Annotated in this window: 18 protein-coding genes; 12 read left to right on the top strand and 6 right to left on the bottom strand. The window is 52.6% G+C overall.

Annotation, left to right across the window (positions count from 1 at the left end; genetic code table 11):
• Positions 1 to 13: 13 nt before the first annotated feature.
• Genes AB1F12_RS00375 through AB1F12_RS00365 form a run of 3 tightly spaced genes read left to right on the top strand, consistent with a single transcriptional unit; the run spans position 14 to position 3310 of the window.
• The gene (locus AB1F12_RS00375) at positions 14 to 799 is read left to right on the top strand and encodes an ATP-binding cassette domain-containing protein (RefSeq protein WP_368185711.1); all 786 of its coding nucleotides are present in this window, start codon (positions 14 to 16) and stop codon (positions 797 to 799) included.
• Complete coding sequence (locus tag AB1F12_RS00370) at positions 796 to 1812, top strand: zinc-binding alcohol dehydrogenase family protein (RefSeq protein WP_368185709.1); 1017 nt, start codon at positions 796 to 798, stop codon at positions 1810 to 1812. Before AB1F12_RS00375 ends, AB1F12_RS00370 begins: the two co-directional genes overlap by 4 nt.
• A 4-nt stretch (positions 1813 to 1816) precedes the next feature.
• Positions 1817 to 3310 (top strand): UxaA family hydrolase, encoded by a 1494-nt coding sequence (locus AB1F12_RS00365; RefSeq protein WP_368185708.1) that lies wholly within the window; start codon positions 1817 to 1819, stop codon positions 3308 to 3310.
• Positions 3311 to 3563: 253 nt separating this feature from the next.
• Here AB1F12_RS00365 and AB1F12_RS00360 read toward each other — a convergent pair whose 3' ends face one another.
• From AB1F12_RS00360 to AB1F12_RS00350, 3 genes are read right to left on the bottom strand one after another with little or no spacing between them, the layout of a single operon-like run.
• Positions 3564 to 3914 carry a hypothetical protein gene (locus AB1F12_RS00360; protein ID WP_368185706.1) on the bottom strand — a complete coding sequence of 117 codons (351 nt, stop codon included), beginning with the start codon at positions 3912 to 3914 and terminating at the stop codon, positions 3564 to 3566.
• Positions 3915 to 3929: 15 nt separating this feature from the next.
• The gene (locus AB1F12_RS00355) at positions 3930 to 4400 is read right to left on the bottom strand and encodes an aminotransferase class I/II-fold pyridoxal phosphate-dependent enzyme (protein WP_368185705.1); all 471 of its coding nucleotides are present in this window, start codon (positions 4398 to 4400) and stop codon (positions 3930 to 3932) included.
• Positions 4401 to 4424: 24 nt separating this feature from the next.
• Positions 4425 to 4637: a hypothetical protein gene (locus AB1F12_RS00350; protein WP_368185704.1), complete on the bottom strand. Its 213-nt coding sequence runs from the start codon at positions 4635 to 4637 to the stop codon at positions 4425 to 4427.
• A gap of 99 nt (positions 4638 to 4736) precedes the next feature.
• Here AB1F12_RS00350 and AB1F12_RS00345 point away from each other — a divergent pair, with 99 nt between their 5' ends.
• The 5 genes from AB1F12_RS00345 (at position 4737) to AB1F12_RS00325 (ending at position 7658) form a co-directional block, all read left to right on the top strand.
• A complete protein-coding gene (locus AB1F12_RS00345) occupies positions 4737 to 5120 on the top strand; it encodes a LysR family transcriptional regulator (RefSeq protein ID WP_368185702.1) in 384 nt (127 codons plus the stop codon).
• Positions 5074 to 5295, top strand: coding sequence for a LysR substrate-binding domain-containing protein (locus AB1F12_RS00340; RefSeq protein ID WP_368185701.1), 222 nt, complete (start codon positions 5074 to 5076; stop codon positions 5293 to 5295). The genes AB1F12_RS00345 and AB1F12_RS00340 overlap by 47 nt, the downstream gene beginning before the upstream one ends.
• Positions 5296 to 5537: 242 nt before the next feature.
• Positions 5538 to 6158: a glutathione S-transferase family protein gene (locus tag AB1F12_RS00335; RefSeq protein ID WP_368185699.1), complete on the top strand. Its 621-nt coding sequence runs from the start codon at positions 5538 to 5540 to the stop codon at positions 6156 to 6158.
• A gap of 32 nt (positions 6159 to 6190) precedes the next feature.
• Positions 6191 to 6859 (top strand): cupin domain-containing protein, encoded by a 669-nt coding sequence (locus AB1F12_RS00330; RefSeq protein ID WP_368185698.1) that lies wholly within the window; start codon positions 6191 to 6193, stop codon positions 6857 to 6859.
• 235 nt (positions 6860 to 7094) lie between these two features.
• Positions 7095 to 7658: a TetR/AcrR family transcriptional regulator gene (locus tag AB1F12_RS00325; protein WP_368185696.1), complete on the top strand. Its 564-nt coding sequence runs from the start codon at positions 7095 to 7097 to the stop codon at positions 7656 to 7658.
• Between the two features lie 144 nt (positions 7659 to 7802).
• On the opposite strand, the gene AB1F12_RS00320 is transcribed toward AB1F12_RS00325, so the two are convergent.
• Complete coding sequence (locus AB1F12_RS00320; protein ID WP_368185694.1) at positions 7803 to 8597, bottom strand: cysteine hydrolase; 795 nt, start codon at positions 8595 to 8597, stop codon at positions 7803 to 7805.
• Positions 8598 to 8761: 164 nt separating this feature from the next.
• Between AB1F12_RS00320 and AB1F12_RS00315 the strand changes: the two genes are divergently transcribed.
• Positions 8762 to 9670 (top strand): helix-turn-helix domain-containing protein, encoded by a 909-nt coding sequence (locus AB1F12_RS00315; RefSeq protein ID WP_368185693.1) that lies wholly within the window; start codon positions 8762 to 8764, stop codon positions 9668 to 9670.
• A 107-nt stretch (positions 9671 to 9777) separates the two neighbouring features.
• Here AB1F12_RS00315 and AB1F12_RS00310 read toward each other — a convergent pair whose 3' ends face one another.
• Together AB1F12_RS00310 and AB1F12_RS00305 are read right to left on the bottom strand one after the other, a co-directional pair.
• Positions 9778 to 10746: a calcium/sodium antiporter gene (locus tag AB1F12_RS00310; protein WP_368185691.1), complete on the bottom strand. Its 969-nt coding sequence runs from the start codon at positions 10744 to 10746 to the stop codon at positions 9778 to 9780.
• A gap of 86 nt (positions 10747 to 10832) precedes the next feature.
• Positions 10833 to 12713, bottom strand: a complete 1881-nt coding sequence (locus AB1F12_RS00305; RefSeq protein WP_368185689.1) for an ABC transporter substrate-binding protein — start codon at positions 12711 to 12713, stop codon at positions 10833 to 10835.
• Between the two features lie 348 nt (positions 12714 to 13061).
• Between AB1F12_RS00305 and AB1F12_RS00300 the strand changes: the two genes are divergently transcribed.
• The 3 genes from AB1F12_RS00300 to AB1F12_RS00290 are packed head-to-tail and all read left to right on the top strand — an operon-like array spanning position 13062 to position 16943.
• Complete coding sequence (locus AB1F12_RS00300; RefSeq protein ID WP_368185687.1) at positions 13062 to 14045, top strand: ABC transporter permease; 984 nt, start codon at positions 13062 to 13064, stop codon at positions 14043 to 14045.
• Between the two features lies 1 nt (position 14046).
• The gene (locus AB1F12_RS00295; protein WP_368185685.1) at positions 14047 to 15183 is read left to right on the top strand and encodes an ABC transporter permease; all 1137 of its coding nucleotides are present in this window, start codon (positions 14047 to 14049) and stop codon (positions 15181 to 15183) included.
• 14 nt (positions 15184 to 15197) lie between these two features.
• A complete protein-coding gene (locus AB1F12_RS00290) occupies positions 15198 to 16943 on the top strand; it encodes an ABC transporter ATP-binding protein (protein ID WP_368185682.1) in 1746 nt (581 codons plus the stop codon).
• Positions 16944 to 16959: the final 16 nt, after the last annotated feature.

Genomic DNA, 16959 nt, shown 5'->3' with positions numbered 1-16959 from the left:
TTTAGGATTCAGCATGTTAGACGACACACGCCCAGTTGCACCTCTGATTGAGATGTCCAACATTTACAAACATTTCGGCGGCGTCCACGCAGTCGAAGGCGTGTCGGTTGATCTATACCCCGGAGAAGTGGTCGGCGTTCTGGGTCACAATGGCGCTGGTAAATCCTGCCTGATGCGCATTTTATCCGGGGCGATGCTGCCCAACGAAGGCGAAATTCGGGTCAATGGCGAACGCGCAGACCTGCACACGCCACAAGATGCCAAAAAATACGGTATCGAAACGATTTATCAGACATTGGCGCTGGCCAATCATCTGGATGCCGCCGCCAATCTGTTTCTGGGGCGCGAGCTAAAAACCCGGTTTGGCAATCTAGACGAAACCCGCATGCATGCCGAAGCCAAAGACGCCTTGCGCCAGTTGAACCCGAACTTCAAAAACCTCAAAGATCCGGTCGCCAAACTGTCTGGCGGTCAACGTCAGGTCATCGCCATCGCCCGTGCGATCTATTTTCAGGCCAAAGTGCTGATCATGGATGAACCGACGGCCGCGCTTGGCCCGTCTGAAACCGCGATGGTGGCGGACCTAACCCTGCGCCTAAAAGCCGAAGGGATCGGAATTTTCCTAATCAGCCACGACATGCATGACGTGTTTGATTTGTGCGATCGCGTCATGGTGATGAACAAAGGCGCCAATGTCGGTACCTTTAAAATCGAAGACGTCAACAAAGACGATATTCTGAGCCTGATCATCAAAGGCACCCTGCCCGGTGGCTGGACCCCACGGGGGCAGAACACATGAGCACAGACATGATGCAAGTTGGTGTTGTGGTTGCACCCGGTTCCTTTGAAATTCAGCACCGCACCCGTCCCAGCGACATACCTGATGGCTGGGTCCTGATCGACATTTGCGCGGTGGGTTTGTGTGGTACGGATTACCATATTCTAGAGGGCAAACATCCCTATCTGGAATATCCCCGCGTCATTGGACATGAACTGAGCGGGCGCATCGCGGAAACCGGAAACGGATGGGCCAAGGGCGATTTGGTGGTCGTCAATCCCTATCTGTCCTGCGGAACATGCCGGGCTTGTTCCCGTGGCAAACCTAATTGCTGTTACAATATCGAAGTATTGGGCGTGCATCGCGACGGCGGCATGGGCCACCAATTGGCTGTTCCGTCCGGCAATCTTTATCCTGCCGACGGCCTGTCCCCAATTGATGCCGCCATGGTCGAATTTCTCGCGATTGGCGCACATGCGGTCCGGCGATCCAACATCACCAAAGGCGACCGGGTTTTGGTCACTGGTGTCGGTCCAATTGGGATCGGGACCGCCCTGTTTGCGCGGCTCAAAGGGGCCAATGTCGAATTGCTGGACCTCAGTCAGGCGCGGCTGGATATGGCGGCCGACAAATTCGACCTGACCCAAGGGCATAACACAGTTCAGGCCGCAATCGATGCAACTCAAAACCAGGGATTTGATGCTGTTTTTGATGCAACCGGACATAGCGGCGCCATCGAATCCGGGTTCCCGGCCGTGGCCCATGGCGGTTCATATATTTTGGTCAGTGTGGTCAAAGACACCATTTCCTTTAGCGATCCGGAATTCCACAAACGGGAAATGCAATTGATCGGAAGCCGCAACGCGCTAACGTCGGACTTTGACTGGGTGCTCAGCGCGTTTCGTGACGGGCAAATCGATGGCAAAGCGTTGTGTTCCGGTGTGATAGATATCGCCCAACTTGCGGATACATTTACCTCGCTTGCAGCGGACCGATCCGATCTGATCAAGGTCATTGTCAAAATGCAGGACTAGCAAAATGTCGGATACCTTGAAGCTGCACGCATCAGATAACGTTGCCATTGCCTTAAACCCTTTGGTAACCGACGTTGGCGGCATCAAAACCCAGATCCCAAAGTCCCACAAAGTGGCGTTGACCGACATCCCAGCCGGTGAAACCGTGCTGCGATACGGCCAGATGATCGGAAAAGCGTCGTGCTTTATTCCCAAGGGTGCGCATGTTCATGACCATAATCTGGAAATGGGTGCACATGCGGTAGACTATGATTTCAGCGCCGCAGCAGACCCGTTACCCGAAGCCCCCAAATCCCGCATATTTCAGGGCTATCGCAGGGACAATGGCCGATTTGGCACGCGAAACTATCTCGGGATTCTGACGTCTGTGAATTGTTCAGGCTCTGTTGCGCGTTTCATCGCAGAGGCCGCGGAAAAGTCGGGACTGCTGGATGATTATCCAAATGTCGACGGAATCGTGCCAATTGTTCATGGCACGGGATGCGGCATGTCCAATCGCGGCGATGGCTATGACGTTCTGCTGCGCACATTGGCCGGTTATGCAAAACACCCAAATTTTGGGGGCGTTTTATTGGTTGGATTGGGCTGCGAAGTTCTGCAATTGGCGGACCTGATTGGTGGCCAAACACTATCCACCCAAGGCGCTTTGCGGTATATGACAATCCAGCAAAGCGGCGGCACCAAACGCACTATCGACAAAGGATTGGCAGAGCTCGCTTCGCTGGCTGACTTTGCGAATGCCGCATATCGAACACCTGCGCCCGTTTCAGAATTGGTTCTGGGCATGCAATGTGGCGGCTCGGATGGCTATTCCGGCTTTACGGCCAATCCCGCATTGGGGGTCGCGTCGGATTTGTTGGTGCAACATGGCGGAACCTCTATTTTGTCCGAAACATCCGAAATTTTTGGGGCCGAACATTTGCTAACACGGCGCGCTGTTTCACCTGATGTTGGACAAGCATTGATAAACAAGCTGGAGTGGTGGGTCGCATATTGCGATAAACACGACGCAAAAATGGACAATAATCCCAGCCCTGGCAACAAACGCGGAGGGTTAACAACCATCCTCGAAAAGTCACTTGGTGCAATTTCCAAAAGCGGTCAGGCCCCCCTGAATGGCGTGTTTCAATACGCAGAGGAATTGACGGAAAAAGGGCTTGTTTTTATGGACAGCCCCGGCTTTGATCCATGTTCTGTTACGGGGCAAATTGCGTCGGGGGCCAATCTCATTGCCTTTACCACTGGGCGCGGTTCGGTGTCGGGGTACATGCCGACACCTTGCGTTAAATTGGCGTCCAATTCCGAACTGTTTTCGCGCATGCGCGATGACATGGATATAAATTGTGGTGATGTCGCGCATGGCACTTCGCTGGCGCTAAAGGGGCGTGAAATATTTGACATGTTGATCGACGTTGCCAGTGGTGCGCGCACCAAAAGCGAACACCTGGGATATGGCGGAGTAGAATTCGTGCCATGGCAACAAGGTGCGGTTTTGTAGCCAGTCACATTTCTATTTAGTCCAACCCCGATGCTTTTGTTCGCAGAAGTTGGGTAAAGCGTACAGTTTAGACGCGCTGTCAGGACCAAATGGAACTATCATTATCGCACCCTAAGAGGTTAAAACCGCCGGTTTTCTGACCTTTCAACAAGCTCTCCGCTTCAACGCAGATTTCGCGCTTCTTTGCTTAGCTAAGTGGCAGCTTGTTAAAATGATCAGGTCGCGCTCCCAAATCTATTCAACTGGGCGCGGGTTAACGATTGGCCATTGAGTTTCTCAGTCGCTCCAATGCAATATTCACGGTCGCGCGAGAACAGCCGAGATTAACCCGCATATATCCATGTCCCTCAGCGCCAAATTTTTTACCAGAATCTAGCCACAACCGCGCCTTGGTCAGCATAAAGTGATGCAGCTCATCTGCGTTCAGCTCCAAACTACGACAATCCATCCACGCAAGATAAAGAGAATTTGCAGGCAACACCTGCAAGCCGCCATTCAGATCACTGACGCCTTCTGCAAAATATTGGTGATTGGCCCGAAGATGGTTCAATAATCCTTCGAGCCAGATTTCGCCATGACGATAGGCGGCCTCTGTTGCGATCATATTGCCTAAGGAATTTTAGGCGAATGCCTCCCCAAGGCTGGCAAAAGGGATGTGCTTGGTGGTCATGTTCAGGATGAGGTCTTGGTGGATTTCATCTGCGATCACCCAAATGCCATGTCGCGCACAGATCTCTCCCATCATATGCAGTTCGTCCTCGCGCCAGACATTGCCAGTGGGATTGTGCGGGTTTGACAGGATAAAGATTGACGTGTTCGGTTGGATTGCGTCTTCAAATACCTGCGGGTCAAATCGGTATCCGTTTTCCGTGCGAACCCGCGGTGCATCGACGGGGAAACGGCCAGTCAACAGCACATCGTCGCGAAAATGCGCATAGACTGGTGGCTGGATAAGAATGCTATCGCCAGACGAAGAAAAAGCCTGAATAATCGTTTTGATGGCCGTAATAATGCCGGATGTCTGAACAACCCATTCTGGTTCGACCCGCCAACCAAAACGCTTCATCTGCCAATCAATAACAGCTTTCACATAGCTTTCCGGTGCGCAATTTGGCTAACTAAATACGCCGTTTTGCGCGGTCTCAACCAAGGCGTCTATCACAGGCTGCGGGGCACGAAAGTCCATATCAGCAACCCACATGGGCAGTGGATCCGCCTGAGCCTGTTCTTTTGAAAGCATCGTATTCACACCGTCCCACTTCATTGAGTTGGACCCGCGGCGGTCCATTGTTTCGTTAAAACAATGAGAGATATCCTGAGTGTTCATCCTGTGCTCCGAAATTGACATGGCGCTGACTGACACACAAAGAGAGTGCTAGATGAACAAAAATGGTCATTCCTCGCCAACCCTTGAAAACGATGCATAATGATTGATCGACAGCATTTGATGGCTGTTCGCGAAGTCGCGCGCGCTGGCGGGGTGAGTGCCGCTGCAGAGCGGCTTAACCTTAGCCAATCTGCCGTCAGCCATTCGATTGCCAAGTTAGAAAATCGGCTTCAGGTTAAGATATGGCAAAAGAAGGGGCGTCGCGGTGCCCTGCGCATCGGGATGGAATGCCATCCTTGTGAAAAATGGCTCATGCAAGTCGCCGGACCATATCTGACAGAATGGCCGGACGTTAATCTCGAACTGCGCACGGATTTCACATTTGACGGGGTGGCCGCGCTCGCATCGGCGAGAAGGGATAGAATCTACGGATCTGATGCTTCAGCTTGTTGCTGCCGGACGCGGCGTTTCGGTTTTGCCTGACTGGCTCATCCGAGAGGACGCGCATGACATGCCCATATCGATGCTGCGGATTGGTAAAGCCGGGCTACACAAGAGCATCAATTTAGGGACCAGACGCCAAGATTTTCAGAGTGACTATGTCAGTGCCTTTTTTGAAATGGCGCTTCGGGTTGGCCCAACGCATTCGCTGACTTGAATGAACCGCTCCGATTGCGCGTAATCGGAACGGTTCCAAAACCGAGCTGTCGCCACCGGACTTCGAAAACACACAGCGTTTGGCCCGCATACCAAGAGCAACCCCGAAGAATTTTTGGTGATCCAAATCACGGCCATATTTCACGATGCCGTGAGCGCGAAGCGCTTGGGTCTAATTTTCTTGCCAAACCACCTACCTATCAGTAGGCAGTTAATCATCAGATTTAACATGGAGATGATCGCATGAAAATTTATGACACTGAAGGCTTCCCGAACCCCGCACGTGTGCGCATTGCGTTGGCTGAGAAAGGCGCAACAAACGACGTGGAATTCATCGCGGTTGACGTCATGGGTGGTGAGCACCGCACAGACACATTCAAAGCCATGAACCCAGATGCGGTTGTCCCATGCCTCGAACTGGCGGATGGCACACATATATCCCAGTGCAACGCGATCACTGAATATATTGATGGTCACTTTGAGGGCCCATCGCTGACCGGCAAAACCCCAAAGGAACGTGCCCAAGTGTCGATGATGAACCTACGTGCTGAAAACGGCCTGCTGAACGCAGTTGGGGCTTATTTTCATCATGCGACACCCGGCCTTGGTCCTGATCTGGAAACCGACCAATGTGCCGAATGGGGCAACAAACAAAAAGAAGTTGCAGGTCAGACGATGCGCTATCTGAACGAGGTTCTGGCTGACAATGCGTTTCTGGCTGGCAGTGAATTCTCTATTGCAGACATCACGGCTTTTGCGGGCTTGGCATTCGCTGACTTTGCCAAGGTAGAAATCCCTGAAAGCCTCTCAAATCTTAACGCTTGGCGTGCCAAAGTTGCAGCTCGTCCCAGCATCGCGGGTTAAGCCGCCTCCACTCAAGTCGAAAGGACACTACAATGGAACTTAACGCTGACTTTTCGCAACGTGTCGTTGTTCACTCTGATCAGCTTGAGTGGAGCCCATCGCCCATGCCGGGCGTGGACCGGCGCATGCTAGATCGCATTGGCGGCGAAGTTGCACGGGCGACGACCATCGTGCGGTATGCGCCCGACAGCAAATTTTCTGCTCATACGCATTCAGGTGGAGAAGAATTCATCGTTCTTGATGGTGTGTTTCAAGACGAACATGGTGATTTTCCCGAAGGAACCTATGTCCGCAACCCGCCCACGACATCCCACACGCCGGGCTCAGAATTGGGTTGCACAATCTTTGTGAAACTTTGGCAATTTGACATGGAAGACCGCAATCAATTTCGCAAAACCATGGCGGATGAATTGGCCTCACCGGTTGATGGTGTTGCCACGGCCCAGCTGCATAGCGATGACCGTGAAACAGTGACCTACAGCCATGTCGACGCAGGCGCTGCGCTAAACATGTCGGATGTTGGCGGAATTGAGATGCTTATCATTTCAGGATCACTGACCGAAGGCGGTGAATCACTTGGCAAAGGCGCGTGGTTGCGTTTGCCAGAAGGGCAGCCACTGACCGCGATTGCCGGGGCCGACGGTGCCAAAGTTTGGGTCAAGACCGGCCATTTGCCATACGCCAAGCCACCGGCGGTCTAACGGCGGTGCAAATATGCCGGCGCTCGTCATCGGCGCGATCGCTGGCTTTGATCGCCTGTTGTTAACCGCTAGGTGGAAATACATTTTTGTTGAACCACGCATCCCTTTGGGCCATCGGCCGCGGTACCTGGAGGGATCGAAAAGGCCCCGTGATTTGGCAGCTTTTTCAAAGGCGCTTTAGAAGCAGCAGAAAACGTACTAGCATAGCACAAGCCTAACGAGACATGTGGTACAGATGCGAATTGACACAAAAACCGCTTTGCTTAACTCTGCGGAACGGGCGGCGCGCACGCTTGGATTTGATGGGTTCAGCTATGCTGACCTTTCAGAGGATGTCGGCATTCGTAAGGCCAGTATCCACCATCATTTCCCGACCAAAGCCGCCCTGTCTGTCGCTTTGATGGAACGATATTACAATGATCTGAAAGCGGTCTGCGAAGAAATCGACCTGAGCCAGGATTCGGGCGGCGCGCGGCTTACAGCGTTGATCGACCGTTATAGATCCGCTCTTGATGGTGGCAAAAGCCTCTGCCTCTGCGTATCCTTTTCGACCAGCCGCGAAAGCCTGCCCGCTGAGGTTATCACCCAAATTGGCCGCTTTCGCGAAATGATTATTGCATGGGCAGAAACAGTGTTTGTGGCTGGGCAAACTGACGGAAGTATCGCCAACGTCACGGACCCGGCGATCGAAGCGGCAGCGGCACTTCCACTTTTAGAAGGTGCGCAGCTTGCGGCAAGGGTGGAAGAAAACCCAGCATTGTTTGACAGTGCTGTGCGTATTTTGACCCAACGTTTGTAGTCATCTGAGCAGCAAATCAGCGCACAAAGGGCAATGCCGCCCGGTCGCATGGCAGGAACATCTTAGGGGTTCCTCCTGTTGAGCCGTGCTTAGCGTTCGGTCTAGGTCGCCCGTATCATATCGGGCGACCCAATTGGTGCATAATTAGGACGCGGCTTCGATCTGAGCGACGGCTTCTTCTGTCGACCAGACTGCGTTTGCCATGTAGCGGAAGTTGATCAATGCGGCGAGGTATCCGTCACCTTCGGGCAGCATGGCGGCTGCGGTCGCATCACGGACGACGGCCACTTCGAATCCGTCTTCTAGAAGTTCACGCATATGAGATTCCGTACACAGATTCGCGGACATTCCGGCGAGGATCACTTGATCAACACCTTGCTTGCGCAATTGCAACGACAAGTCATTTGTGTCGTTGCCGTACACTTTGTGCGGCGATGTCACGATGGTTTTGCCGTCGTTGATATAGGGCTTGTATTGCGGCATCCAATCGGCGCCTGACCCTTCGAACCCATCAAGGTTCAGCGGACCGGGGCGGTCAAACATACCGATATTGTGCATCAGCTTTTCCAGCGCGCCTTCAAACTTCCAACCGTGATCGGTGGGGTAGTAATAATGCGGGGATACGGCAACAGTCAGGTCAGCAGCCTTGGCGGCTTTAAACAAGGTCTCAATGTTGTTGACCGTGTTATGTTCCTCAACGCTGGCACCAATCACGCCCCATGTCACGCCATCTGGGTGCAAAAAATCGACCTGCGGGTCCGTCACAACAAGTGCTGTTCGGCTAAGGTCCAACTTCATTGTTGATGGAGGCAATGCGGGTTCAGCAGGTGGTGCGTAGGGACTGGCAGTTTGTGCTTGGGCTGCGGTTGTTGCGGCGACCGCGGTTGCAGCAGCAACCGAAGTTGCGACACCGCCGCGCAAGGCGGCCCTGCGCGTCATTCGACCATGGTTGTGATTTGGATCATCGCATTGACACATAATCTATTCCTTTCAGTGGTTGTGTGACATCAAACTATGGCCCCCTATGTGCCTTTCCGTCTTTGATCCGTGCCTTTGACCCAGAATGGGTGCCCTTTCGTCCACAAAACGGTTAAAGATTTGACATGAGATATGATCACATTTTCGACGAGCTTGAGATAAAGACCGATCCGTTCGCTCTGTGCGAATTAAACGGAGCCTGCAGCCTTGGGCTGGGGCGGGAGGCTTCGGCGACGCTGCACTATATTTTATCCGGAGATGGAGAGATCACGTTCAAGTCGCGCCCACCATTGAAAGTCGCGCGCGGTTCGCTGGTTTTCATTCCGGCATTGCAAAAACATAGCTTAAACAACTTTGGAACCGGCGGGGACCCCGCCCCTGATTGCAAACCTGCTGAAATGAACCTGTCACGTTTGATGGCAGGAACTTGCGAAACGCAGGTCGGGCAGATGACCGCGCTTTGTGCACATATTGGCGTCGGGTTGCGCGGTGTGACCGACATCATAGACCTGATCAAAGAACCGTTGGTGGAACATGTTTCATCGTCCCACAGAATGCGTCCAACGTTGCAAATGTTGTTACAAGAACTGTCTCATCCGGGGCTGGGAAGCCGCGCGATGATCAAGGCTTTGCTAATGCAATGCATGATCGCGATGTTGCGTGAACGCTTATCGTCACAGGATGCCGCATTTCAATGGATGGCCGCACTTGCCGATCCATCGGTCTGGAATGCGCTTCGGCTCATGCTGGATGCTCCGGGCGACACGCACACCGTCGAGAGCCTTGCAGATAGCGTAAGAATGAGCCGATCTGCCTTTGCCAAACGCTTTGCTGCTGCCTATGGGTCTGGTCCGATGGAGCTATTGCGAGAGCTGCGTATGCGCCGCGCTGGCGTTTTGCTGCGTGATACAGACCTGCCCGTAAAACGTATCGCTGAAATGGTCGGTTTTGCGTCCCGCAGCGCCTTTACCCGTGCTTTCGAAGCCCAAGCCGGGCTGTCACCACGGGCATTCAGAGCTGCGCAGCAACCCTAAGATAGTTTTGGGCGTCTTCTGTATCTGTCAGTCACGCCTTTTAGTATGAATCGGGACAGGTCCAGCACATTTTATCATTTAAGACATCAATGAACGGGCATTGATCACTACAGCAAAGCCAGTGCTGTAACGTATAACCCGTACCCACATAAGCAAGCAGCCCCTTCTCGGCGTGAAAGTGTCCAATCCGTTCTAAGCATCAACAATGTTGCAGCACTGACAGCTAAGAGGAGCGGTACAGAGAATGTCAGAAGCTCGGACGGCACTGCGATGCCAACGAACAACGCTGGGACTCCGATACATGCAAGGATGTTGAAAATATTGGATCCGATAATGTTCCCAACCAGCATTCCACCTTGATTGCGTCGCATACAAACAAGAACCGTCGCCAACTCTGGCAAACTGGTGCCCAGCGCAATAATCGATAGGCCAATAACGGCTTCGCTAACGCCGAGAAACTCTGCAAGCCCAACCGCGCCATAAATGGAAACTTCTGACCCCAGTGCTATGCCGATCAAAGCCAGCAATATAATTCCTGCAGTTTTCAGGTGCTCGTTTTGCCGCAGCTGCCCGGCCTCTTCGGCGTCTGTTTCCAGATCGTCAGACCCATCGGATGTTTCTGCGAGAATATCGTTTTTGACGAGCAGGTAGAGATATCCAACCAATGTAAACAAAAGCAGCGCACCACTTAAGGCACCAAGATAGCTTTGAGTGTAGATAAGCACGACGAAAACGATGGTTGATATCGCCCAGACTGATCCATCACGCCAGATTAATGCTTGCGTGATGTTAAGAGGACCAATCATCGCCGCAATGCCGAGAATGAGTAATGAATTGGTAATGTTGCTGCCGATTATGTTGCCAATCGCCAATCCACCGCTGCCGTTTAAACTTGCACCTGTTGTAAATACCAATTCAGGGAACGACGTCCCGAATGCAACAACGGTCAGCCCGACAACTATTGGGGATAATCCAAATTTCTCGGCAATCTCGACACTCTTGTCGACGAGTTTGTCCGCAGAAAAAACAAGAAGCCCAAGCCCAACAATTGTCAGAACGGCGTAATAGATCATCATTTGCTCGCTTGATAAACAGTTCCGACCGGATGGTCACAAATGGGGTCGCGCGGTATACGCGCGCCCCCGGTTAGGTCCAAACGCCTTTACTCGGCCCAGAACCACGCTTGAGGCATGAAAACATTGGCCGGGCTCGGGAACTGCCCTGTGCTCTTCATGCCTTCCATGACATTCATCAGATCATTCTTTCGCACACCATATGTCGATGCGTTCTGTGCAATGCCGAATGCCTCGAACTGTTCCGCTGCAATGTCAGCCAATTGATGGTAACGGCGGATTTGCTCTTCTGGATCTGCGGTCGCATAGATCGTTTCCCAAATGCGGTAGCGTTCCATGACGTGCTCGGGCGGCTCGATTCCGTCCTGACCGTCGGTTTCGTACCATGCAGTCCACAAAGGTGCGTGACGCGAGCTGCTATCGATCGGCAGAAGTGCAGACGGAAGTTGTCCGGGCAACCAGGTCGCGTTCCCGCTATCGGCCGTCATGTCATGATCACCCTGACGGGACCGCTGACGGTGAACAGAACGATCAACAACGTTGAGGTTGATCTGAATGCCTAAAACCTCTTCCCATTGCGGTTTTACGATCGTCATCATGTCGATGATATGGGGGTGGCCGTTTCGAATATCGATCAAGAATTCAGCAGGACGGCCATCCGACAACAGGCGAATACCATTGTCGTCACGCTCTGTTAGGCCCAATCCGTCAAGAAGCTCGTTTGCTCGGTCCGGATCATATTCCAAATGCTGGGTCGAAATCTTTTCATGGTGAAGAGGGCTGTCTTCGAATGGACCTGTTTGCCAAGGAATGCCAACACCAAGAAGTGCCGTATCAATGACCTCTTGACGATCCGTGCCAATGGACAGCGCAATCCGGAAGTCACGTTCATTAAACAATGCGTGGATTACGGGATCCTTGTGGTTCAGGTTCGGCTGAATCCAGTTATAGCTCCCACCAGCGGCAGTCACTTCATATAGCTGATAGTCACCCGCTTCGCGGTTCTCTGCCAGAACGGGCCGGTTGCCTGGGGCATCGATGCGACGATACTGAAAGTCGAAGTCGCCAGAAATCGCAGCAATCAACATGGCTTCGGCATCCTGATAGATGGTCGCTTCCATGTCGCCGATATAGGGCAACTGGTTTCCTGCTTCGTCAACCTGCCAGAAATAGGGGTTGCGCTCGAACAGGACTGTGGTTGTACCGCCCCGCAATGGTGTGGCCAGAACCCAAGGGTCCAGAACCGGACGTTCTGTATTGATCCACCGAACTTCGTCGCGCACATCGCCACATTTCCGGTACATCAGGTCTTGCCAACTTTCGACGTCTTCTTCGGCAAGAAGCGCATCCAAATCGTCATTGTAATCCGGGTGGAACTGGCTGCAATAATGCGCCGAATAATGGTTCAGTCGGGCCCCTTCTTCGCGCGCCATTTGGCCTAGAAAGCCACCATTTGGATGCTCAAAACGAATAATAAACGTATATTCATCAACCACTTCTAGGCTTAACGGTTCGCCACCTGATTTGTAGCGGGTCGAAATTTCTTCCCATTCAGGATTAAGCAAGAGATCGTTGATACTAAAAGCGATATCTTCGGTGGTGAAATCGTGACCGTCAGACCATTTCATGCCTTCGCGCATGTTGAATGTGAATTCGCGCGCATCTTCGGATACTGAATATTCACGAATGACGTTTGGAACCAGATCCGATAGGTTATGGTGCCACCGCACCAGCCCGTTTGTGCCAACCGCTTGGCGCAATGTGCCTTCATCCGATACACCACGCATCCCAAATCGGATCTTACCTCCATAGGTTCCGACTTCGCCGTAATTGATGACTTCCGGCTGCAGAGATGCACGATCTTCAACCGGAGGCAGCGCGCCTTGAGCAACCAATTCTGCCAGCTCGGGCGCCTCCCCGGTCGCCTGCGCCAACGCGCCCGTCGCGGTTAACACCGAGACTGCGGTCATAATTAATCCGCGTCTAAAATCATAGGTCATCGATTTCCTCCAAATGAACTTCCCAGATCGGCGGGCCAATCTGTGCGCAGAACCAGCTGCATCGTCCTCGGGATCGCTGGCCACGCAGTTTCGACTCACCCGTCTCCATATTAGACTGGGTGCAATTTTTGCATTTTTCAATACTAAAATGCAAAAAGAACGTCGACATTCATTTTTTTCTGAGTAAACATACAGGTGTTCAGTGCTAGAAATCAGCAGCAAAAGTTTTTTTATACTCTAAAAACCAAATCTGCCGCGCTGGATAATCGAGTTGCCGCATTGAGGATGTGATTGCGCGCAACTTCAGGGAGGAAAAAAATGTTCGTCTATATCCTGCGTCGCCTTGGCTGGTCGATACCGTTCTTGTTCGCCGCCTCGTTCCTTGCATTCACCATTATTCAAACGCCCCCGGGCGATTATGTTGAAAGTTATGCTGCAAAACTTGAGGCTGACGGCCGTCAGGTTGACGAAGCGCGGCTGCGGTCGCTACGTGATCGGTTTGGGCTCGATGAACCGATGCTCACGCAATATTGGAAGTGGATAAAGGGGATATCGAGAGGCGATTTTGGGCTCTCGTTTCAATGGCAGCAACCCGTATCCGAGTTGATCGGAGATCGCATGATCTTATCGGTGATACTCGCCACGTCGACGCTATTATTCACCTGGGCCTTAGCATTACCCATAGGAATTTATTCGGCCGTCCGACAATACAGTTGGGGTGATTATTGCGTTAGCATCATTGGGTTCATTGGTCTGGCGACGCCAAATTTCTTGGTCGCGTTGATCTTGATGTATGTCGGTGTTGTTCATTTTGGAACCAATGTGACCGGGTTATTTTCGGCGGAATATGTGAATGCCGAATGGTCTTGGGCCAAGTTCGTAGATTTGGTCAAACACTTGATTATTCCGGTGGTGATCATTGGGACATCGGCTACTGCCAGCCTTATCCGTATTATGCGCGCCAACTTGTTGGATGAATTGCATAAACCCTATGTGACCACTGCGCGCGCCAAAGGCCTGAGCGAATTCAAGACCATCCTCAAATACCCCGTCCGCATCGCCCTGAACCCCTTTGCGTCAACGATCGCATGGGTGTTTCCGCAGATTATCTCAGGCTCAACTGTGGTGGCGGTCGTATTGTCGCTGCCAACGGTTGATCCTCTCATGCTCGACGCTTTGTTGACACAGGATATGTATTTAGCCGGTGCCTTCATTTTGCTTCTCAGCGTCATGTCCATCATCGGGATGATCGTGTCAGACATTGTTCTGGCCATGATCGACCCTCGCATTCGGTACCGCTAACATGACAAATTCTGTTGACCATACCGACCCTCGTCTTCCTGTAGATATCGCCGAAGCTTCGCAGTGGCGGTTGATGTGGCGGAAATTCAAGAAACACAAGCTGGCGCTCATCAGTCTCTATTTGGTAGGCTTTTTGTACGTGGTTGCCCTGTTTGCTGAGTTCTTTCAGCCCTTTGAGCCTGATCTGACGTCGCGTAGCGATGTGTTTCATCCCCCTCAGATGGTGCAGTTCCTGGATCGAACAGAGGATGGAACGCGTTTCCGCCCTCACGTTCTGGGCACCAAACTGATCCGGGACCCTGAAACGCTTGCCACGTCGTATGAAATAAATCCGGATGAAAAAATCTACATTTCGTTCTTGGGCAAATCAGAGCCCTATCACCTCGCCGGATTCATCCCCATGCAGCGGCGCTTGATCACATCAACCAACCCAGACGAACGGTTCTACCTGTTTGGCGCCGACCGTTTGGGCCGCGACATGCTGAGCCGTTCCATCGCAGGCACCCGCATTTCAATGTCGATCGGGCTTGTTGGGGTCGCCATCAGCCTGTTCTTGGGCACGTTGATTGGTGGCATGGCCGGGTATTTAGGGGGCTGGTTTGACTCGCTTTCAACCCGCGCGATCGAACTGATCCTTTCCATGCCAACAATCCCAATCTGGCTCGGGCTGAGCGCCACAATTCCTGCAAACATTGATCCATTGGTCCGATATTTTGCGATCACGGTGATCCTGTCGCTAATTGGCTGGACCGAACTTGCTCGGGTCGTAAGAGGACGATTCCTAGCGCTTCGGACAGAGGATTTCGTCACCGCCGCACGCTTAGATGGGGCGCGGCCACGAAGGATCGTTTTCCGCCACATCATGCCGTCGCTTGTCAGCCACATTATTGCATCGGTTTCTCTGGCCATCCCCGCGATGATCCTCGCAGAGACTTCGCTATCCTTCTTAGGGTTGGGGCTTTTGCCGCCCTCGATATCTTGGGGCGTCCTGCTCAAAGAAGCGCAGAACATTCGGTCAATTGCTCAGGCACCTTGGCTGTTTGTTCCAGGTTTATTCGTTCTGGTCGCTGTGCTTGCCCTGAACTTCCTTGGGGATGGCCTGCGTGACGCGGCCGACCCCTATTCACAAGATCAGTAAAGAGGATGACAGCCATGACCGATCAAAAGGGGCTCGGCCAAACTCCGATACTCGAAATCAAGAACCTGGTAACAGCGTTTGAAACACGCCACGGAACCTTTACCGCCGTTGATGACGTCTCGCTTTCTTTGGTGCCCGGCCAAACCCTGTGTTTGGTCGGCGAAAGCGGGTCCGGCAAAAGCGTGCTGTCACGATCCATCCTGCAATTGGTAGACAAGCCCGGACGCATCGTATCCGGCGAAATTCTGCTGCATGAAGCGCATCCCGACCCAGAGAACCCAAGCACGCAATCGCTTGATCTGGCCCAGTTGGATGCCCGATCTGGCATCATCCGGAACATTCGTGGTCGCGATATCGGCATGATTTTCCAGGAACCAATGAGTTCTTTGTCACCCGTCCACACGATCGGCAGCCAAATTACCGAAAGCCTCACTTTGCATGAAGGTCTCAGCAAAAAAGAGGCGCGCGGCCGCGTGATCGAAATGTTGCGGCGGGTTGAAATCCCAAATCCAGAAAAGGCGATCGATCAGTACCCGTTTGAGTTTTCTGGCGGTATGCGGCAACGGGCCATGATCGCTATGGCTCTGATCTGCAACCCTAAAATCCTAATTGCCGACGAACCAACGACCGCGCTGGATGTCACAATTCAGGCCGAAATATTGGATCTTTTGCACGAATTGAAAGTGCAAAATGACATGGCAATCCTGTTCATCACCCATGACATGGGCGTGGTCGCAGAAATTGCCGATCACGTCGTGGTTATGCGCCACGGCAAAGTGGTCGAAAACGGAGACGTGCAAAACGTTTTCGAAAAGCCACAACATGACTACACGAAATTGCTGCTTAAATCCGCGCGCGATTCCCAAACGGCGTCGCCAGATCGGATTGCCCAACGCAAAATCCGCCCCGTCGGGGACCCCATCCTAGAGGCACGCGGGCTGCGCAAAGAATACTACGGTAAAACCGGTTTTTTTGGCATGACTAAAACAACCTTGGTCGCTGTGAACGATGCCGATTTTACGCTGCACGAGGGTGAAACACTTGGTGTTGTCGGGGAAAGCGGATCCGGCAAAACCACGCTTGCGCGATGCATTCAACGGGTACATGATTTTCAATCAGGTGAATTGATTTACACGGACAGAACCGGCCAAAAAACCGAAATTTCGAAGCTGAATGATGCTGAGTTGCAGCCCACATGGCGCGATATGCGAACCGTTTTTCAGGATCCGTTTGCGTCACTCAATCCGCGTATGAATGTGTCACAGATAATCGGCGAAAGCCTGTTGCTGAATGGCATGACATCAAAGGCTGATCGTCGCAAACGCATTCTGGAACTGTTGGACCTGGTGGGCCTGCCATCCTCAGCGCTTGATCGGTTTCCTCATGCGTTTTCAGGCGGGCAACGGCAACGGATCAGTATTGCGCGTGCCATCGCCCCCAATCCGCGGATCATTATCGCGGACGAGGCGACATCAGCGCTTGATGTCAGCATCCGAACCCAAATCATGGACCTGCTGCAAGATCTGCAAAAAGAGCTTAGCCTGAGCTATGTATTCATCAGCCACGATCTTGGGCTGGTGCGGTATTTTTGCGATCGGGTCTTGGTCATGTACAAAGGTGATATCGTCGAAGCTGGCGACGCCGAGCAGGTTTGCAGCATGCCAAAACATGACTACACCAAAGCGCTCTTGTCGGCGGTACCAATCACCCATCCAGAACAACGCGGGCATCGACAACGGGTGCGATACTCTCCCCAATGATCGAAAGGTTGAATTG

The sequence above is a fragment of the Aestuariibius sp. HNIBRBA575 genome (assembly GCF_040932005.1).
GTDB lineage: Bacteria > Pseudomonadota > Alphaproteobacteria > Rhodobacterales > Rhodobacteraceae > CANLNM01.
This window is presented reverse-complemented; position numbering and strand designations above follow the sequence as displayed.